Source organism: Bacteroides xylanisolvens XB1A, assembly GCF_000210075.1.
Taxonomy (GTDB): Bacteria; Bacteroidota; Bacteroidia; order Bacteroidales; family Bacteroidaceae; genus Bacteroides; species Bacteroides xylanisolvens.
In genome coordinates this window covers 1985084-2003969 of the sequence record NC_021017.1, presented here as the reverse complement: position 1 = coordinate 2003969, position 18886 = coordinate 1985084, and the positions used below count along the sequence as shown (strand labels likewise).

General features: G+C 42.9%; 15 protein-coding genes and 1 pseudogene. 10 read left to right on the top strand and 6 right to left on the bottom strand.

All coding sequences use genetic code 11. The features are described from left to right. Positions 1–46: 46 nt before the first annotated feature. Together BXY_RS08205 and BXY_RS08200 are read left to right on the top strand one after the other, a co-directional pair. Positions 47–1420 carry an aminopeptidase P family protein gene (locus BXY_RS08205; protein ID WP_015531661.1) on the top strand — a complete coding sequence of 458 codons (1374 nt, stop codon included), beginning with the start codon at positions 47–49 and terminating at the stop codon, positions 1418–1420. A gap of 241 nt (positions 1421–1661) precedes the next feature. Further along, positions 1662–2972 (top strand): acetylxylan esterase, encoded by a 1311-nt coding sequence (locus tag BXY_RS08200; RefSeq protein WP_055235826.1) that lies wholly within the window; start codon positions 1662–1664, stop codon positions 2970–2972. A 4-nt stretch (positions 2973–2976) separates the two neighbouring features. On the opposite strand, the gene BXY_RS08195 is transcribed toward BXY_RS08200, so the two are convergent. Both BXY_RS08195 and BXY_RS08190 read right to left on the bottom strand, forming a co-directional pair. Continuing rightward, positions 2977–3378 carry a hypothetical protein gene (locus BXY_RS08195; protein WP_008026182.1) on the bottom strand — a complete coding sequence of 134 codons (402 nt, stop codon included), beginning with the start codon at positions 3376–3378 and terminating at the stop codon, positions 2977–2979. A 220-nt stretch (positions 3379–3598) separates the two neighbouring features. Then, positions 3599–5272, bottom strand: coding sequence for a nucleoside kinase (locus tag BXY_RS08190; RefSeq protein ID WP_008016291.1), 1674 nt, complete (start codon positions 5270–5272; stop codon positions 3599–3601). An 82-nt stretch (positions 5273–5354) separates the two neighbouring features. On the opposite strand from BXY_RS08190, the gene BXY_RS08185 reads away from it, so the two are divergent. Beyond that, entirely contained in the window at positions 5355–7052 is a 1698-nt protein-coding gene (locus tag BXY_RS08185; protein ID WP_008644967.1) for a Na/Pi cotransporter family protein, read from the top strand. A gap of 158 nt (positions 7053–7210) precedes the next feature. On the opposite strand, the gene rd is transcribed toward BXY_RS08185, so the two are convergent. Next, the gene (gene rd, locus BXY_RS08180; RefSeq protein ID WP_004306971.1) at positions 7211–7375 is read right to left on the bottom strand and encodes a rubredoxin; all 165 of its coding nucleotides are present in this window, start codon (positions 7373–7375) and stop codon (positions 7211–7213) included. A gap of 223 nt (positions 7376–7598) precedes the next feature. Here rd and BXY_RS08175 point away from each other — a divergent pair, with 223 nt between their 5' ends. The 5 genes and pseudogenes from BXY_RS08175 to BXY_RS08155 all read left to right on the top strand — a co-directional run bounded on the left by BXY_RS08175 (position 7599) and on the right by BXY_RS08155 (position 14094). Continuing rightward, positions 7599–8774: a sensor histidine kinase gene (locus tag BXY_RS08175; RefSeq protein ID WP_004316658.1), complete on the top strand. Its 1176-nt coding sequence runs from the start codon at positions 7599–7601 to the stop codon at positions 8772–8774. A 90-nt stretch (positions 8775–8864) separates the two neighbouring features. Next, positions 8865–11570 (top strand): calcium-translocating P-type ATPase, PMCA-type, encoded by a 2706-nt coding sequence (locus BXY_RS08170; protein ID WP_015531659.1) that lies wholly within the window; start codon positions 8865–8867, stop codon positions 11568–11570. Then, the gene (locus tag BXY_RS08165; RefSeq protein WP_008026174.1) at positions 11560–12183 is read left to right on the top strand and encodes an HAD family hydrolase; all 624 of its coding nucleotides are present in this window, start codon (positions 11560–11562) and stop codon (positions 12181–12183) included. Before BXY_RS08170 ends, BXY_RS08165 begins: the two co-directional genes overlap by 11 nt. Positions 12184–12193: 10 nt before the next feature. Continuing rightward, a pseudogene (locus BXY_RS08160) lies at positions 12194–13175 on the top strand (bifunctional riboflavin kinase/FAD synthetase). 139 nt (positions 13176–13314) lie between these two features. Further along, on the top strand, positions 13315–14094 hold the full coding sequence (locus BXY_RS08155) for a CPBP family intramembrane glutamic endopeptidase (RefSeq protein WP_008026168.1): 780 nt from the start codon (positions 13315–13317) through the stop codon (positions 14092–14094). 15 nt (positions 14095–14109) lie between these two features. Here BXY_RS08155 and BXY_RS08150 read toward each other — a convergent pair whose 3' ends face one another. The 3 genes from BXY_RS08150 to BXY_RS08140 all read right to left on the bottom strand — a co-directional run bounded on the left by BXY_RS08150 (position 14110) and on the right by BXY_RS08140 (position 16532). Continuing rightward, entirely contained in the window at positions 14110–14535 is a 426-nt protein-coding gene (locus BXY_RS08150) for a SufE family protein (RefSeq protein WP_004316653.1), read from the bottom strand. Positions 14536–14557: 22 nt separating this feature from the next. After that, the gene (locus BXY_RS08145; protein WP_004316652.1) at positions 14558–15553 is read right to left on the bottom strand and encodes a M20 family metallopeptidase; all 996 of its coding nucleotides are present in this window, start codon (positions 15551–15553) and stop codon (positions 14558–14560) included. A 70-nt stretch (positions 15554–15623) separates the two neighbouring features. Beyond that, the gene (locus BXY_RS08140; RefSeq protein ID WP_015531658.1) at positions 15624–16532 is read right to left on the bottom strand and encodes a S66 peptidase family protein; all 909 of its coding nucleotides are present in this window, start codon (positions 16530–16532) and stop codon (positions 15624–15626) included. 217 nt (positions 16533–16749) lie between these two features. Between BXY_RS08140 and BXY_RS08135 the strand changes: the two genes are divergently transcribed. Both BXY_RS08135 and buk read left to right on the top strand, forming a co-directional pair. Beyond that, on the top strand, positions 16750–17709 hold the full coding sequence (locus BXY_RS08135) for a phosphate acyltransferase (protein WP_008026160.1): 960 nt from the start codon (positions 16750–16752) through the stop codon (positions 17707–17709). A gap of 25 nt (positions 17710–17734) precedes the next feature. Then, entirely contained in the window at positions 17735–18796 is a 1062-nt protein-coding gene (gene buk, locus BXY_RS08130) for a butyrate kinase (protein ID WP_008018575.1), read from the top strand. The last annotated feature ends 90 nt before the right edge of the window (positions 18797–18886 follow it).

Below are 18886 nucleotides of genomic sequence, written 5' to 3'. Positions count from 1 at the left end.
ACAAAATTCGTTATCTTTGTTGCACGAACTTAAAAATTAGGACAATATGTTTGCCAAAGAAACGTATATGCAGCGAAGAGCCCTGCTAAAAAAGAATTTAGGCTCCGGGGTATTGTTATTTCTCGGAAATGACGAGTGCGGACTGAACTACGAGGATAACACCTTCCGTTATCGTCAAGATTCTACTTTCCTTTATTATTTCGGACTTTCATGCGCCGGCCTTTCGGCTATTATCGATATTGATGAAGACAAAGAAATCATTTTCGGAGATGAACTGTCTATCGACGCAATCGTATGGATGGGATCGCAACCTACATTACACGAAAAATGTGAACGTGTGGGCGTAAAAAATCTGATGCCGTCCGCAGAAATTACAAGCTATCTCCACAAGTGCGTCCAGAAAGGGAAAGCGGTTCATTATCTGCCGCCTTACCGTCCCGAGCATAAATTGAAACTGATGGATTGGTTGGGTATTCCCCCTACACGTCAGGAAGGTTCTGTTCCATTTATCCGTGCCGTTATCGCCCAACGTAATTACAAATCTGCCGAAGAAATTGTAGAAATAGAGAAGGCTTGCGATGTAACTGCCGATATGCACATCACCGCCATGAAAGTGCTCCGTCCGGGCATGTATGAATACGAAGTGGTAGCGGAAATGAACCGAGTGGCCGAATCTAACAACTGCCAGCTTTCTTTTGCCACCATTGCCACTATCAACGGACAGACTTTACACAACCACTATCATGGAAATAAAGTAAAACCGGGTGATTTATTCCTAATTGATGCAGGCGCAGAAGTAGAATCAGGCTATGCAGGCGATATGTCGTCTACTATTCCTGCCGACAAAAAGTTTACAGCCCGCCAGCGCGAAGTATACGAGATTCAGAATGCGATGCATCTGGAATCTGTAAAAGCCCTCCGCCCGGGTATTCCTTATATGGAGGTATACGAACTGTCTGCCCGTGTCATGGTAGACGGTATGAAGGCACTCGGATTGATGAAAGGAAATACGGAAGATGCGGTCCGCGAAGGTGCTCATGCGTTATTTTATCCTCACGGATTAGGTCACATGATGGGATTGGATGTACACGATATGGAAAATCTAGGAGAGATATGGGTAGGATATAACGGTCAGCCGAAGAGCACACAGTTCGGTCGCAAATCGCAACGTCTCGCCATTCCGTTGGAACCGGGATTTGTACACACGGTAGAACCGGGTATTTATTTTATCCCGGAACTGATCGACATGTGGAAAGGAGAAAAGAAATTTACCGATTTCATCAATTATGATGTAGTGGAAACTTATAAGGACTTCGGTGGTATCCGCAATGAGGAAGATTATCTGATTACAGAAACCGGCGCCCGCCGATTAGGTAAAAAGATTCCTTTGACACCGGAAGAGGTGGAAGCGTTAAGATAAAAAGCTTCATCAAAATAAAAATAAAAGCCTCATCAAAATAAAAGAAGAACCTTTCTTCTATTCAAAATCAATAGCGGAAGTTTTTCATCCGGGTGAAAAACTTCCGCTATTTTTGTCAAAGTACCAAATAGTCCATCTAAAAGCACATTTTTTCTACCCTCCCTTTCCCAAATCTTGCGTAATATTGCAACAGAATTAAAACAACTCACTTTTTAATGATATAAAACCAATGAATAACACCATGAAAAGACTACTTTTATCTGTATGGCTATTGTCACTTACCTTGCTGTCCGCCGTAGCTGAAAACTATCCTTATAAAAGCGATGTGCTTTGGGTCACCGTACCCAATCATGCCGACTGGCTTTATAAAACGGGAGAAAAAGCAACTGTGGAGGTACAATTCTATAAATATGGTATCCCCAAGGATAACGTAACCGTCACTTATGAAATAGGTGGTGATATGATGCCTGTTGCCGATACAAAAGGAAGTGTAACTTTAAAGAATGGCAGGGCTGTGATTCCTGTGGGCACAATGAAAGAGCCGGGATTCCGCGACTGTCGCCTGAAAGCAACCGTAGATGGAAAGACCTATTCACATCATATCAAAGTAGGATTTTCACCGGAAAAACTTCGTCCGTATACCACCATGCCTTCCGATTTCAAGGAATTTTGGGAAAAGGCAAAAGCGGAACAAAAGGAATTTCCCCTAACGTATACCAAAGAACATGTCGAAAAATATTCCACTGATAAAATAGACTGTTATCTCGTAAAATTGCAACTGAACAAACGTGGGCAATGCGTCTACGGATATTTATTCTATCCGAAAAAAGAAGGAAAGTTTCCGGTGGTCCTGTGCCCTCCGGGAGCAGGTATCAAAACCATCAAAGAGCCTCTACGCCATAAATATTATGCGGAGCAAGGATGCATCCGTTTTGAATTCGAGATACACGGCCTGAATCCGGAAATGACTGATGAAGAATTTAAAGAAATCAGCAACGCTTTCAATGGCAGAGAAAACGGCTATCTGACCAACGGGCTCGACAGTCGTGATAATTATTATATGAAACGGGTATATCTGGCCTGTGTACGCGGTATCGACTTTCTGACTTCCCTGCCGGAATGGGATGGCAAAAATGTAATCGCACAAGGAGGTAGTCAGGGAGGCGCCCTGGCATTAATCGCTGCCGGACTGGATGAACGGGTGACAGTTTGTGTCGCCAATCATCCTGCATTAAGCGATATGGCAGGCTATAAAGCCGGACGTGCCGGTGGCTATCCTCATTTCTTTAGAAATTCGGTGGATATGGATACCCCCGAAAAAATAAAGACAATGGCCTATTATGATGTAGTGAACTTTGCTAAATTGATAAAAGCAGACACCTATATAACATGGGGATTCAATGACGATGTATGTCCTCCGACTACCAGCTATATAGTATACAATGTACTAAACTGTCCGAAAGAAGCCCTGATTACTCCTATTAATGAGCATTGGACCTCCAACGATACGGAGTATGGACATCTGCTTTGGATAAAGAAGCATTTGAAATAAAGAATCAATCATTCCATCTGGATACGGGCAACTCTTTTTTCCCGTAACCTTTCTTCCAGGCATACGCTTTTCTCTTTCGGAGATAAAGCGTATCGCCGCTATGCTTTATCGCCTCCCAATTAAATATTGAATGGTGGTAGATGATCTTTTCAAACCAATAAAGGAGGTCATAAGTTATGAATGGTAGTATCATACACCACCATGAAAACAGTAATGACAAAATCAACGCTGGTATCAGAGTCAGAGAAAAGCATTCCCAATATTGCTTTGCATGTATCCGTAACTCCATATCTTCCCAAACTTCCAGATATTTATACCGGGTAAAGAAAAACCAGCCTAACATAAAATAGTGTTTCTTTCCTTTTCCCAAGAACCACTTTGCTAAAAGACTATTATAAAAAATCATATTCACATTTTTTTTGTTGCATGTAGTCCTTTTATAACAGCAAAAGTAACCAAAGGTTCAATATTATAGTTTAGTATAACAGTCATTATACAGTATTCTCCCCTAAAGAATCCTATTCAAATATTGTTTATTTTGTGTTCTCTTGCCTTACTACAACAAAAGGTAATTCATATTTTCTGCAAAGAAAGTACAAATAACGAATATATCCTAATTTTTCTACTTAATATTTAAAGCTACTACCTCCCAAAAATTCGCGCAGTAAGGACGTAGGCGGAATCTCCTTATCCTGTACAGGAACAAAATATTTGATAAACTTAAGTAACCGGTATGCTTCGCAATATTCAGGACAGTTGCGCGGGACACCCATCAGAATAGGTTCGGCATGCAAACGGAGTACTGCAAACTCAAAAAGCAACGCTGAATTAAACATTACGTCAGCATTCTCCTGATAGGGAAAAATCCATTTATCTTCACCGGCACGTACACTCGGCCAGCGTGATATCGTTTCACGTGCCGAATATCCCCGATAATTGAAGTCACGGATAATACGCCGCAACAGACGGTTATCAGTTGTCGGAATCCAGTTATGGTCATCCAAAGAGATGGTGGTTAATGCTGAAACATAAATCTTGAATTTCCGTTCAGCCGGTATATGTGGTGTCAGTTCCGGGTTCAGGGCATGAATACCTTCCAGAATCAGAATTGTATTATCTTCTATTTTCAGTTTATCGCCTTTATACTCCTTCTTGCCAAGAGAGAAATTAAAACGAGGCAGTTCGACCTCTTCACCGCGCAAGAGTGCCTGCAACTGTTGGTTGAACAATTCCAAATCAAGTGCATACAGTGATTCATAATCATAATTTCCGTTTTCATCCAGAGGAGTCTCTTCACGATCCACAAAGTAATTATCTAAAGAGATCGGGAATGGTTTCAGTCCATTGGTCATTAGCTGGATAGAAAGCCGTTTGCTGAAAGTTGTCTTTCCCGAAGAAGATGGTCCGGCAATCAATACCAGTTTTACCCGGTTACCGTTTTCACCACGATGGAATATGGTATCGGCTATCTGGGCTATTTTCTTCTCCTGCAGTGCTTCTGCAACATTTATCAGATCGGTTGCATGTCCCTCTTCACAGGCCAGATTAAAATCTCCGGCATTGTTAAGCCCCATGATATAACTCCAGTTCAGATATTCTTTAAAGACATCCAGCATTTTTTCCTGCTTCACCACATCTTCAAGCACATTCGGGTTTTCCCGGCTCGGAATCCGGAGAAGCAATCCATCGTAATATTTCACGATATCGAATAATTTAAGATATCCGGTACTGGGCAGCAGATTCCCATAATAATAATCAATGGTATCACCCAATGTATAATAATAGGTATAGAGCGAACCGGAAGTTTCCAGCAATCTCACTTTATCATTCATTCCCCGTTCGCTGAAAACACGCACAGCTTCAGCCGTATGACATTCGATGCGATGATAGGAAATATTCTCCGCGATAATCTCCTGCATCCGTTGCTTGATGCGTGTCACATCTTCCAGTTCGATGGGACGGCCAATCCGCAAATTGCAGAAATAGCCTTTTGAAACAGGATGTTCTACAAACAATTTTCCGTCGGGAAACAGTTCCGTGACAGCCTTAAACAAGACAAAACAAAGCGAACGGACATACGTACGCATACCGGACTGATCTCTCACATCCAGAAACTCTACATCTTTATTATTATAAACTCTGAAATTCAGTCCCTCGGAACGATTATTGACCTTGGCACTTACTACTTGATAAGGAAAATTAAGATTAAAACCGTAATAAATATCCAAAAGTGAGCTTCCGATAGGGAATTCTTTGGAAATATTGTTATTTTTGCAACATATTTGTAACATCTGTTTCATCGAGTTCGTTAAAAGGTGAATAATTTGGGACTAATATACTTATAATCAGATAGAGAACAAATAACCATTAAAAATATTATAGATGGAATATTCTTTTTATGATTTTTTAAAGCTCATAGGCTCATTAGGACTCTTCCTTTACGGAATGAAGATTATGAGCGAGGGCTTACAAAAGGTCGCGGGTGACAGATTGCGAAGTATTCTAACGGCAATGACTACCAATCGGGTAACGGGAGTTTTAACAGGAGTGTTGATAACAGCTCTTATCCAGTCTTCTTCAGCAACGACAGTGATGGTCGTAAGTTTCGTAAACGCCGGATTGCTCACACTTGCCGAATCCATCAGCGTCATTATGGGTGCTAATATCGGTACTACCGTGACTGCCTGGATCATTTCAATTTTCGGATTTAAGGTTGATATGGCTGCCTTCGCTCTCCCGCTCTTAGCCATCGCCCTTCCGCTCATCTTCTCCGGCAAAAGCAACCGCAAGTCCATCGGTGAATTCATTTTCGGTTTTTCTTTCCTTTTCATGGGGCTTTCTTATCTGAAAGCAAACGCGCCCGACCTGAACGCCAACCCGGAAATGCTTGCCTTCGTACAGAACTACACGGACATGGGATTCTTCTCCATCATTCTGTTCTTACTCATCGGTACTATATTGACGATGATTGTACAGGCCTCCGCCGCCACCATGGCAATTACATTGATTATGTGCGCCAACGGCTGGATCAGTCTGGAACTGGGAGCAGCACTTGTTTTGGGAGAAAACATCGGAACCACTATCACGGCCAATCTTGCCGCACTTACAGCCAATACACAGGCTAAGCGGGCAGCATTGGCCCATTTTGTTTTTAACGTGTTCGGTGTTATCTGGGTCTTGATTGTCTTCCATCCTTTCATGGAACTGGTAAACTGGGTAGTAGATACCTTTTTCCAAAGTAACAATCCGGAAGTTGCCATCTCCTACAAGTTATCGGCTTTCCACTCAATTTTCAATATCTGTAACGTATGTATTCTGATATGGGCGGTTAAACTGATTGAACGTACCGTATGTGCTCTTATCCACCCCAAAGAAGAGGACGAAGAGCCCCGTTTGCGGTTTATCACCGGTGGTATGCTTTCTACCGCTGAACTTTCTATCCTTCAGGCACGCAAAGAAATCCATCTTTTTGCAGAACGTACACACCGGATGTTCGGCATGGTGCAGGATTTGCTACACACAGAAAAGGATGACGATTTCAACAAGCTGTTCAGCCGGATCGAGAAGTATGAAAATATCAGCGACAACATGGAACTTGAAATAGCCAACTACCTGAATCAAGTATCTGAAGGCCGGTTAAGTTCTGAAAGTAAACTACAGATACGTGCCATGTTGCGTGAAGTGACGGAAATTGAAAGTATCGGTGACAGCTGTTATAACCTGGCACGTACCATCAACCGGAAACGCCAAACCAACCAGGACTTTACCGAGAAACAATATGAACATATCCACCTCATGATGAAGCTGACCAACGACGCACTTGCTCAAATGATTGTGGTTGTAGAAAAACCGGAACATCAGAACATTGACATCAATAAGTCCTTCAACATCGAGAATGAAATTAACAACTACCGTAACCAACTGAAGAATCAGAACATTCTGGACGTAAACAACAAAGAATACGATTATCAGATGGGAGTTTATTACATGGATATTATCGCCGAATGTGAAAAACTAGGTGACTATGTGGTGAATGTAGTAGAAGCCAGTAGTGATGTAAAAGAGAAAAAAGCTTCTTGATAGAGCAAAATTGAATCCTAAAAAAGGAGAATCAGTCTATCATAGCATTACTGATTCTCCTTTTTAATTTAAATCATCCTCCAGAAAAACAAAAAAGACCGGGCATATATCTATACACCCGGCCATTCTCCTCTTAAATAATTCTCTCTCTCTTGGTTTTATCCTTCGTACGGTTCAAAATCTTCTTTGCCGACTCCGCATAACGGACAAGTCCAATCATCTGGAATGTCTTCAAAGGCTGTTCCTGGTTCAATTCCGCTTTCCGGATCTCCTTGTTCGGGGTCGTAAATATATTCACAGACCGTGCAAATGTACTTTTTCATAACGTTCGTATTTTTAAATGGTTTTCTGAATAATATAACACAAATAGCTGGATATTTGTTCAACACTATTTTCCAAACTAAAGAAAAAAGCTATCTTTGTAGTCATATTATCAAGCTAAAACAACAATATTATACTATGCTTATAGCACTATTGTCAACTTTAATAGTTTTATGCGCAGTCCTACTAATCAGTTTTTTATGGGAACGCAGGAAATGCCTACGGATGCAACAACGATTATTCCGTGAATCCAGAAAGTTGGAACGTACCAGCCATATCGCCGGTGCCGTTTTAAAGAATGTACATGCTTTTATTCTGCTAATAGATAACGATTTTAAAGTACTGAAGACCAACTATTACCAAAAAACCGGAACCAGAAAAGGAACAGAAGAAAAAAGAGTGGGCGACCTGCTGCAATGCCGTAACGCATTGGCTGCCGAAGGAGGCTGCGGCACACATAGCTTCTGCGGTTCCTGTCCGATACGTACTGCCATACGTCAGGCCTTCGAACAGAGACGGAACTTCACGGATCTCGAAGCAACTTTATCCGTAGTCACATCGGATAATACGACTGTGGAATGTGACGCAGTAATATCCGGCTCCTACTTCCTTCTCAATGAAGAAGAGAATATGGTTATCACCGTACATGACGTCACCCGACGAAAACAGGCCGAAAATGAATTGAGACTAGCCAAAGAAAAAGCTGAAAAAGCAGATATTTCAAAATCGGCCTTTTTAGCTAATATGAGCCATGAGATCCGTACTCCTCTCAACGCTATTACCGGATTTGCAGAAGTATTAGGCAGCGCAAATACCGAAGAGGAAAAGGCTCAATACCAGGAAATCATAAAAATGAATGCTGATCTTCTGATGCAGTTGGTCAACGACATTCTGGATATGTCTAAAATCGAAGCCGGAACCTTGGAATTTGTACAGACAACGGTGGACGTCAATCTATTGCTTTCAGATTTACAACAACTTTTCCAGATGAGAGTCAATGAAGCCGGAGAAAATATACAAATTATAGCAGAACCGTCTCGTTCATCATGCATGATCCAAACGGATCGCAACCGGGTGGCACAGGTGCTTTCCAACTTTGCTGGCAACGCCATTAAATTCACCCATGAAGGTAGTATCCGCATCGGATATGAGGCAAGAGATACTGAACTTTACTTTTATGTAAAAGATACCGGAGCCGGAATTCCGGCAGAAAAACTACCGGATGTCTTCGAGCGCTTTGTGAAACTGAACAAAGATAAGAAAGGAGCCGGACTGGGACTCTCTATTTCTCAAACCATTGTCGCCAAACTAGGCGGTCAGATCGGCGCGGATTCCGTAGAAGGTGAAGGTTCTACATTCTGGTTTACAATTCCTTATCGCACATGTGGTAAACCACGATAACAAATTCGACTTCATAAAAAGTTTTAATTAAACAATTTATCACAATTTTATGTTGTATTTTTGCGGTTCAAACTAAACGCATGTATCTGCATGAGTACAAATAAAAATGACTATTATCATTTAGGACTTACGGATGACGAAGTCCTACAAAGCAGGGAGAAAAATGGTATTAACCTGTTAACACCTCCCAAGCGTCCTTCCCTCTGGAAACTTTATCTGGAAAAATTTGAAGACCCGGTTGTACGCGTACTGTTAGTAGCAGCCGTTTTCTCGTTAATCATTTCCATCATCGAGAACGAATACGCTGAAACAATCGGAATTATAGCAGCTATCTTACTGGCCACCGGAATCGGTTTCTTTTTCGAATATGATGCCAGCAAAAAGTTTGATCTGCTGAATGCAGTCAATGAAGAAACATTGGTAAAAGTGATCCGAAACGGACGTGTACAAGAAATTCCCCGCAAAGACATAGTGGTAGGTGATATTGTAATTCTGGAAACGGGTGAAGAAATTCCCGCCGACGGAGAACTGCTGGAAGCCATCTCTTTGCAAGTAAACGAATCTAATCTGACAGGCGAACCCGTTATTAATAAAACAACTGTAGAAGCTGACTTTGATGAAGAGGCAACTTATGCTTCCAATCTGGTGATGCGTGGAACGACAGTGGTGGACGGTCATGGCACCATGCGCGTGCTGCATGTGGGAGATGCTACTGAAATCGGGAAAGTAGCCCGACAAAGCACGGAAGACAATCTCGAACCTACTCCGCTGAACATACAATTGACCAAACTCGCAAACCTCATCGGAAAGATTGGTTTTACCGTTGCCGGTCTCGCTTTCCTTATTTTCTTTGTCAAAGACGTATTGTTATTCTTTGATTTCGGTTCACTGAACGGATGGCACGAGTGGCTTCCTGTTTTCGAACGGACACTGAAATATTTTATGATGGCAGTTACGCTGATTGTGGTAGCTGTGCCTGAAGGATTGCCAATGAGCGTCACTCTTAGTCTGGCATTGAATATGCGTCGTATGCTTTCCACCAACAATCTGGTGCGGAAAATGCATGCTTGCGAAACAATGGGAGCCATCACCGTGATTTGTACGGATAAAACCGGCACACTGACTCAAAACCTGATGCAAGTGCACGAACCCAATTTTTACGGCATCAAAAATGGCAGTGTTTTGTCCGACGATGATATCAGCACACTCATTGCGGAAGGAATCAGCGCTAACTCAACCGCTTTCCTCGAAGAGTCAACGACCGGTGAGAAGCCGAAGGGAGTAGGAAATCCCACCGAAGTAGCTTTATTACTCTGGCTTAACAAGCAGGGAAAAAATTATCTGGAACTTCGCGAGAAAGCACATATCCTCGACCAACTCACTTTCTCTACCGAACGGAAATTCATGGCAACCCTTGTTGAGTCGCCACTGATCGGGAAAAAAATACTCTATATAAAAGGAGCCCCGGAAATTGTTTTGGGCAAGTGTAAAGAAGTTGTCTTGGACGGACGACGAGTGGACGCCGTAGAATATCGTTCCACAGTAGAAGCACAACTGTTGGGCTATCAGAATATGGCTATGCGCACACTTGGATTTGCATTCAAGATTGTCGGAGAAAATGAGCCAAACGATTGTACGGAACTGGTTTCAGCCAACGACCTGAATTTCTTGGGAGTAGTTGCCATCTCCGACCCGATTCGTCCGGACGTACCTGCTGCGGTTGCTAAATGCCAGTCCGCAGGTATCGGCATCAAGATCGTGACCGGTGATACTCCGGGAACTGCAACGGAAATCGCACGTCAGATAGGTCTTTGGAACCCCGAAACAGATACCGAACGAAATCGAATCACCGGTGTTGCATTTGCTGAATTGAGCGATGAAGAAGCATTGGATAGAGTGATGGATTTAAAAATCATGTCCCGCGCCCGCCCGACTGACAAGCAACGTCTGGTACAGCTGCTTCAGCAAAAAGGAGCAGTCGTAGCCGTAACCGGAGACGGAACCAACGACGCCCCGGCTTTGAATCATGCCCAAGTAGGTTTGTCAATGGGTACAGGTACTTCTGTAGCCAAAGAGGCCAGCGATATTACCCTGCTCGACGACTCCTTCAACAGTATCGGAACTGCCGTTATGTGGGGACGCTCCCTGTATAAGAATATCCAGCGTTTCATTGTTTTCCAGCTGACGATCAACTTCGTAGCACTGCTCATTGTCTTGTTAGGTTCTGTGATCGGTACGGAACTTCCGCTGACTGTAACACAAATGTTATGGGTGAACCTGATTATGGACACTTTTGCCGCTTTGGCTCTTGCTTCCATTCCCCCCAGCGAAACCGTAATGCTTGAGAAACCCCGTCGAAGCACTGATTTTATTATCAGTAAGGCAATGCGGTCTAATATATTAGGTGTGGGCTCCATCTTCCTCATCGTACTGCTCGGAATGATTTATTATTTCGACCACAGCACGAAAGGTATGGATATACACAACCTGACCATTTTCTTCACCTTCTTTGTCATGCTGCAATTCTGGAATCTGTTCAATGCCCGTGTATTCGGCACTACCGATTCGGCATTCAAGGGACTTTCCAAATCGTATGGTATGGAACTTATTGTATTGGCTATTCTTGCCGGACAATTCCTGATCGTACAGTTCGGTGGAGCTGTATTCCGTACGGAGCCGCTCAACTGGCAAACCTGGCTTCTTATTATAGGCGTTTCGTCCACGGTGTTATGGGTTGGAGAACTTATTCGCCTTGTTCAACGTATTATTCACAAAAAAAACAGAAATGAAAAGTAAAGGAATAAAAAACCTTCTTATTGATTTGGGTGGTGTACTTATCAATCTCGACCGCCAACGTTGCATTGAGAACTTTCAGAAATTAGGGCTCCGGAACGTGGAGGACCTACTGGACATCCATAATCCGAACGGACTCCTGATGCAACAGGAAAAAGGATTGATTACACCCGCCGAATTCCGTGACGGAGTTCGGCAGATGATAGGCAAAGCAGTGAGCGACATACAAATAGATGCAGCCTGGAATAGTTTTTTAGTAGACATACCGACACACAAACTTGATTTATTATTAAAATTACGTGAGAAATATGTCGTCTATTTATTGAGCAATACCAACCAAATCCATTGGGACTGGACATGTATTCACCTGTTTCCCTACCGCACATTTAAGGTGGAAGACTATTTTGAGAAAACGTACCTCTCTTTTGAAATGAAAATGACCAAGCCCGAACCGGAAATCTTCAAGGCAATCATAGAGGATGCCGGTATCGAGCCGAAAGAAACACTCTTCATCGATGATTCCGAGATGAACTGTAAGGCAGCCCAGAATTTAGGAATTTCCACTTATACAGCAAAAGAAGGCGAAGACTGGAGCCATCTTTTCAACAGCAAATAATTTTAGAGATATGCAGATTATACGTGACACATCGGCTATTAACCCGGAACCCAGTGTAGCTACCATCGGTTTTTTTTGATGGAGTACATGCAGGACATCGCTATCTGATTCAGCAAGTGAAAGAGATAGCCGCCGCCAAAGGTCTACGCTCTGCATTGGTTACTTTCCCCGTTCATCCCCGCAAAGTGATGAACACGAATTATCGTCCGGAACTTCTGACTACCCCGGAAGAAAAAATAAGTCTGCTTGCAGACATCGGGGTAGACTACTGCCTGATGCTTGATTTCACCCCGGAAGTTTCCCGGCTTACCGCCCGGGAGTTCATGACACAGCTGTTAAAAGAACGCTATCAGGTAAAATACCTGGTTATCGGCTATGACCATCGTTTCGGGCACAACCGCAGCGAGGGCTTCGAGGATTATGTACGCTATGGGAAAGAAATTGGCATAGAAGTGATTCGCGCCAAAGCATATACCAGCAATATAGAAATAGAGAACGTACCCAACGTTCCGGTAAGTTCTTCCCTGATCCGCAAACTTCTTCATCAAGGAGAAGTGGACTTGGCTGCCGATTGCCTGAAATATGAATACTTCCTGGACGGAATAGTAGTAGGCGGCTATCAGGTAGGCCGCAAAATTGGTTTTCCAACGGCCAATTTAAGCGTGGATGATCCTGATAAACTGATCCCCGCGGACGGTGTATATGCCGTATGGGTGACATTTGATAAAAAGACATATATGGGGATGCTGAACATAGGTGTCCGCCCGACGATTGATAATGGCCCTAACCGGACCATTGAGGTGAATATCCTTCACTTCCATTCGGACATATACGATAAATTCATCCGGCTTACTTTTGTAAAACGGACGCGTCCCGAACTGAAATTCTCCAGTATCGACGAGTTAATAGTGCAACTCCATAAAGATGCAGAAGAGACGGAAGCTATTCTTCTTGCCAGCAAGGCAGGCAGTAACAGCAGAGAAACAAAATAAATAATACAATAACCGAACAATAATAATTTAAAAATAGATTCTTATGCAAAAGTCATTTATGAGCATCTCTTTGGTGGTAATAGCTATTTCGATGTTAGCTATGTTTATCTATAGTTTCTTTACAACTAACTAAAGACCAATGAAAACGGCTATCAAACTGATATTAATAGACCTTCTCATTGCACAGATTGTCGCCCCTATCCTGATTATGATTCCCTGTACGATCTATTTGTTAGTCACCACAGGAGATTTGGATAAGGTTGCCCTGACGCAAATGATTATGATTCCGGCCCAATTAGCCGGTCAGATTATGATGGGTATTTATCTATGGAAAGCCGGCTATATCAGTAAAAAGAAAGCGACATGGTCGCCTGTATCAGTGCCATTCCTAATTTGTAGCGGGCTGGCTATTCTCACCGCTGGCTTTCTGGTATCTGCACTTATGGGACTGCTAGACTGGATACCCAACATCATGGAGCAATCTTTCGACATTCTCCAATCCGGTTGGGGCGGTATTCTTGCAATAGCTATCATCGGTCCTGTACTTGAAGAAATCTTGTTTCGCGGAGCAATCACCCGAGCTTTACTTCAACAATATAATCCGACTAAAGCCATTCTGATTTCCGCGCTTCTGTTCGGCGTCTTTCATATAAATCCGGCCCAGATCCTTCCCGCATTTCTGATCGGTATCCTGCTGGCATGGACTTATTACAAAACAGGCAGCCTGATACCTTGTATACTCATGCACGTGCTCAACAACTCGCTATCCGTATATCTTAGCATCAAATATCCCGAAGCCGAGAATATGGATGACCTGATTAACGGTAGCCCGTATCTCGTCACTCTGGTCGGTTCAATCCTGCTACTTATCTGCACCATACTGACCATGAACAATCTGACTTCCAGAAAGCAACCATAAAAAAAGGGAAGTTTTTCACTTCCCCTCTTTTGCTTTGAATGCTAGTGCATACATTCGTATTTGTTTCACCATCGACAGCAAACCATTGCTACGCGTTGGCGACAGATGCTCTTTCAGCCCAATCTTGTCTATAAAATAAAGATCTGTATTCAAGATTTCATCAGGAGTATGTCCTGAAAGGACTTTAATCAATAAGGCAATAATTCCTTTGACTATCAAAGCATCACTTTCCGCTTTAAAAACGATTTTACCATCTACATCATCCGCTTGAAGCCACACCCTACTTTGGCATCCTTCAATCAGATTTTGTTCCGTCTTATATTTTTCTTCAAGTGGTTCCTGCTCATTTCCTAAGTCAATAAGTAGTTGATAACGGTCCATCCAATCGTCGAAGTCACTGAATTCTGCAATCACTTCGTCCTGTAATTCATTAATTGACATTATAAATAATTATTTAATCCTGTTATTTCTCATTATAGATCACTTCCAATACCGTCTGGCCTACTGCTTTCAACGTATTCTTATCTATATGCTCCATATTGTCATTGACGGTATGCCATGTCGGAGTAAAGTCACCCTCCTGATTATATGGAATAATATCGATTGTTTTAATACGTGCCAAGCGATTAATGAACAGATGGTCGTCGGTAACAAATCCTCCGTTACCATCCATGAACGTCTTCCCGTTGCCAATCTTCTTCGCCGCTTTCCAGACTTTCTTATTTATATCGGGAGCAAATTCTTCAGAATATCCCTCTTTCATAAACACGCTACCTTCACCGCCCACCATATCGAGCAGGATGCCAAAACGTGCATTATATCCCTGTACATGAGGATTGCGTGCCCAATACTGTGATCCGAGACACCAGAATTCCTCTTTATGCTGCCCCGTATAGAACTGCGGCGCACCATAATCCTCTGCATCCAGCAAAATAATATCGATACCTAACTCCGGTTGTTGCTGATTGACCAAGCGAGCTATTTCCAATAAAGCCCCTACACCACTGGCACCATCATTGGCACCCAAAATCGGAGTATTATGATTCTTCTCGTCAGGATCGTTATCAGCCCATGGACGTGTATCCCAGTGCGCAAACAGAGCGATTCGTTTTTTGCTTTCCGGCTTATAAGAACCGATAATGTTTCTCGCTTTCAACAGAGTTCCGTCATAAGCAATTAAATCTGCATATTGATTAGTCACTTGAGCACCGAAAGCCTCCAACTGACCGGCAAGGTAATTGCCACAGGCAACATGTTCTTTTGTATTAGGAACACGAGGTCCGAAATCCACCTGATTCTTTACATACAAATAAGCACTATCCGCATCAAATTGAGGTACATTCACTGCTGTCTCTTCGCTTTGTTCACTCGTACTATTTGCCTTATTACCTCCTCCGCAAGAGAATGCTGATAATAACAAAAAGGCACTCATTAATACTATCATAGTTTTCTTTTTCATCGTCCTTTCATCTATTAGGGCTTCAAAATTAGTTATTTTCATCACAGCATCGTTCAGATGGAATGGTTTATTAACATATAAACTTCAGTTCCACATTTTTCTTTCCGACCACAAGTTCCACTTTTGCGCCATTTATAAGCGGCAGATTATGAGTCACGTGTCCTACCGGAAAATTAAAGCAGACCGGATAATCATACTCTTTTACTAAATCCGCCAAAGCTGCATACAATTCCTTACCCAACGAACAGTCTTCTTCATATTCCGTAAATTGGCCGATAATCAGTCCGGACAGTTTTTCAAGCACGCCTCCCAATTTCAAATTATACATCATACGCTCGATGGCATGCGGACGTTCGCTGACATCTTCAATAAACAGTATCGTCCCTTCTGCCGGAATATCGTATGGAGTTCCCCGCAAACCGTATGCTACCGCCATATTACCACCATGCAAAACGCCTTGTGCAGTCCCCTGCTTATTCAGTTTGTGCTTCTCGCACGTATAAGAAGGGATATTCCCAAATAAGATATCCTTCAGATAGTTCGTACAAAGATCATCTTCCGGTTCTACCGTAAGATGACGGGCCATCAACGAATGTAGAGAAGCATATCCATTTTTCTGAAACAGATTGTGCAACGCTGTTATATCGCTAAAACCCAGTAACCATTTCGGATGTTCACGAAAAGCCGTAAAATCAATTTTATCAATCAAATGTACCGCCCCGTACCCTCCGCGACTACACAGAATAGCTTTCACCTCAGGGTCGTCCATCGCGTCCTGCAAATCTTTCAGCCGTTGCCTGATTGTTCCGGCATATCTCCCGGATGAACTTCCGGCATATTTTCCCATAGCCACTTTCAAGCCCCATGATTCTATCCGTTTCTTGGCTCCTTTCAGGAATTGTTGGTCTATCTTACTCGAAGGTGATACAATAACCACTTTATCACCTTTCTGCAAAAAGGGAGGAAATTGAATATCCATATATATTCTTATTTAATTGACTTTCGTTGATAAAATACCAGACTGCCCGGATGCATTTGTTTTCATCTGCAAAAATACAGGAAAAAACGGTTCCATGCACATCCAACAGTCAAAACAAATGAAATATAGCAAAATGTTACATAACGGATGCATTTTTTCGGGTTATAATCGTTATTTTTTCAATCATTTTTCTGATATTTGCTAAAAATCTAACGTTATGGAACCTATTCTAAATTTTGCCCAGCTAACGGCCCATCTCAAAAAACTAAACCATAGAAAACGAATTGCCGTGGTCTGTGCCAACGATCCTAACACAGAGTATGCCATCTCTCGTGCGCTGGAAGAGGGAATTGCAGAATTTCTTATGATTGGAGATTCTACAATTCTGAAGAAATATCCCACGCTCAAACAATATCCCGAATATGTAAAAACTATCCATATCGAAAATCCGGACGAAGCGGCACGCGAGGCTGTCCGTATCGTTCGCGAAGGGGGAGCCGATATTTTGATGAAAGGGATTATCAATACAGACAACTTACTGCACGCCATACTCGACAAAGAAAAAGGGTTGTTGCCGAAAGGAAAAATCCTCACGCATTTGGCAGTGATGGAAATTCCTACTTATCATAAACTGCTTTTCTTTTCGGATGCTGCGGTCATTCCGCGTCCCACGCTACAACAACGCATAGAGATGATTTGGTATGCTATCTGTACCTGCCGCCACTTTGGCATCGAGCAGCCGCGTGTCGCATTGATTCACTGTACGGAAAAAGTGAGTGCCAAGTTCCCTCATTCATTAGATTATGTGAATATCGTAGAGCTTGCCGAAGCGGGAGAATTCGGAAATGTGATTATTGACGGCCCGCTGGATGTACGTACTGCGTGCGAACAGGCAAGTGGTGATATTAAAGGGATTGTATCTCCTATCAACGGACAGGCAGACGTACTGATATTCCCGAACATCGAATCGGGCAATGCATTCTACAAATCTGTCTCCCTGTTTGCAAAAGCAGAGATGGCAGGATTACTGCAAGGACCTATTTGTCCTGTAGTACTTCCGTCGCGTAGCGATTCCGGCTTGTCCAAATATTATAGCATTGCGATGGCATGCTTACAAGTGTCAGGAGATTGCGAGTGCAGAAAACAGGCCAGTCAGGTCACCAACTCATCATTCTAAATTCACCATTTAAAACTCACCATTCATGAAAATACTGGTTATCAACCCCGGCTCAACTTCTACAAAGATTGCGGTTTACGAAAACGAGACTCCGTTATTTATCAGCAATATAAAACATTCCGTAGAAGAGCTGTCTGCTTTTCCCGAGGTAATAGATCAGTTTGAATTCCGCAAAAATCTGGTATTACAAGAATTGGAGAATAACAAGATTCCTTTTTCTTTTGACGCAATCATCGGACGCGGAGGTTTGGTGAAACCGATACCGGGCGGAGTGTATGAGGTGAACGATGCCATGAAACGTGATACAGTGCATGCCATGCGTACCCATGCCTGCAACTTAGGAGGACTGATTGCCAGCGAACTGGCCGCCACCCTACCCGATTGCCCGGCTTTCATCGCTGATCCGGGAGTGGTGGATGAACTGGAAGACATAGCCCGCATTACAGGTTCTCCGTTAATGCCGAAAATTACCATCTGGCACGCCTTGAACCAAAAAGCAATCGCGCGGCGTTTCGCCAAAGAACAAGGGACGCAATACGAAGAGTTGGATTTAATCATCTGCCATTTAGGAGGAGGTATTTCTGTCGCAGTCCATCACCATGGAAGAGCCATCGACGCCAACAATGCGTTGGACGGCGAAGGCCCTTTCTCACCGGAACGCGCCGGCACACTTCCTGCCGGTCAACTGATCGACCTTTGTTTTAGCGGTCAGCATACCAAAGACGAATTGAAGAAACGTATTTCCGGACGTGCCGGATTGACTGCTCATTTAGGTACGACCGATGTGCCTGCCATCATCCAATCGATAGAAGAAGGAGATAAAAAGGCGGAATTAATACTGGACGCCATGATTTATAATGTTGCAAAAGCGATAGGCGCCAGTGCTACTGTACTTTGCGGGAAAGTAGATGCTATCCTCCTGACAGGAGGAATCGCTTATTCGGACTATGTGGTTTCAAGGCTGAAAAAAAGAATCTCTTTCCTGGCTCCCATCTATGTTTATCCGGGAGAGAATGAAATGGAGTCGTTAGCTTTTAATGCCATAGGAGCATTGAAAGGAGAATTGCCGATACAAGTTTATAAGTAACATAAACTATTGATTTATCGGTTTCACCTTATTTTACTTTATACTTTTATCTGTTATCTCCTTATTTATCAGCATTTCAAGAATTAGGTA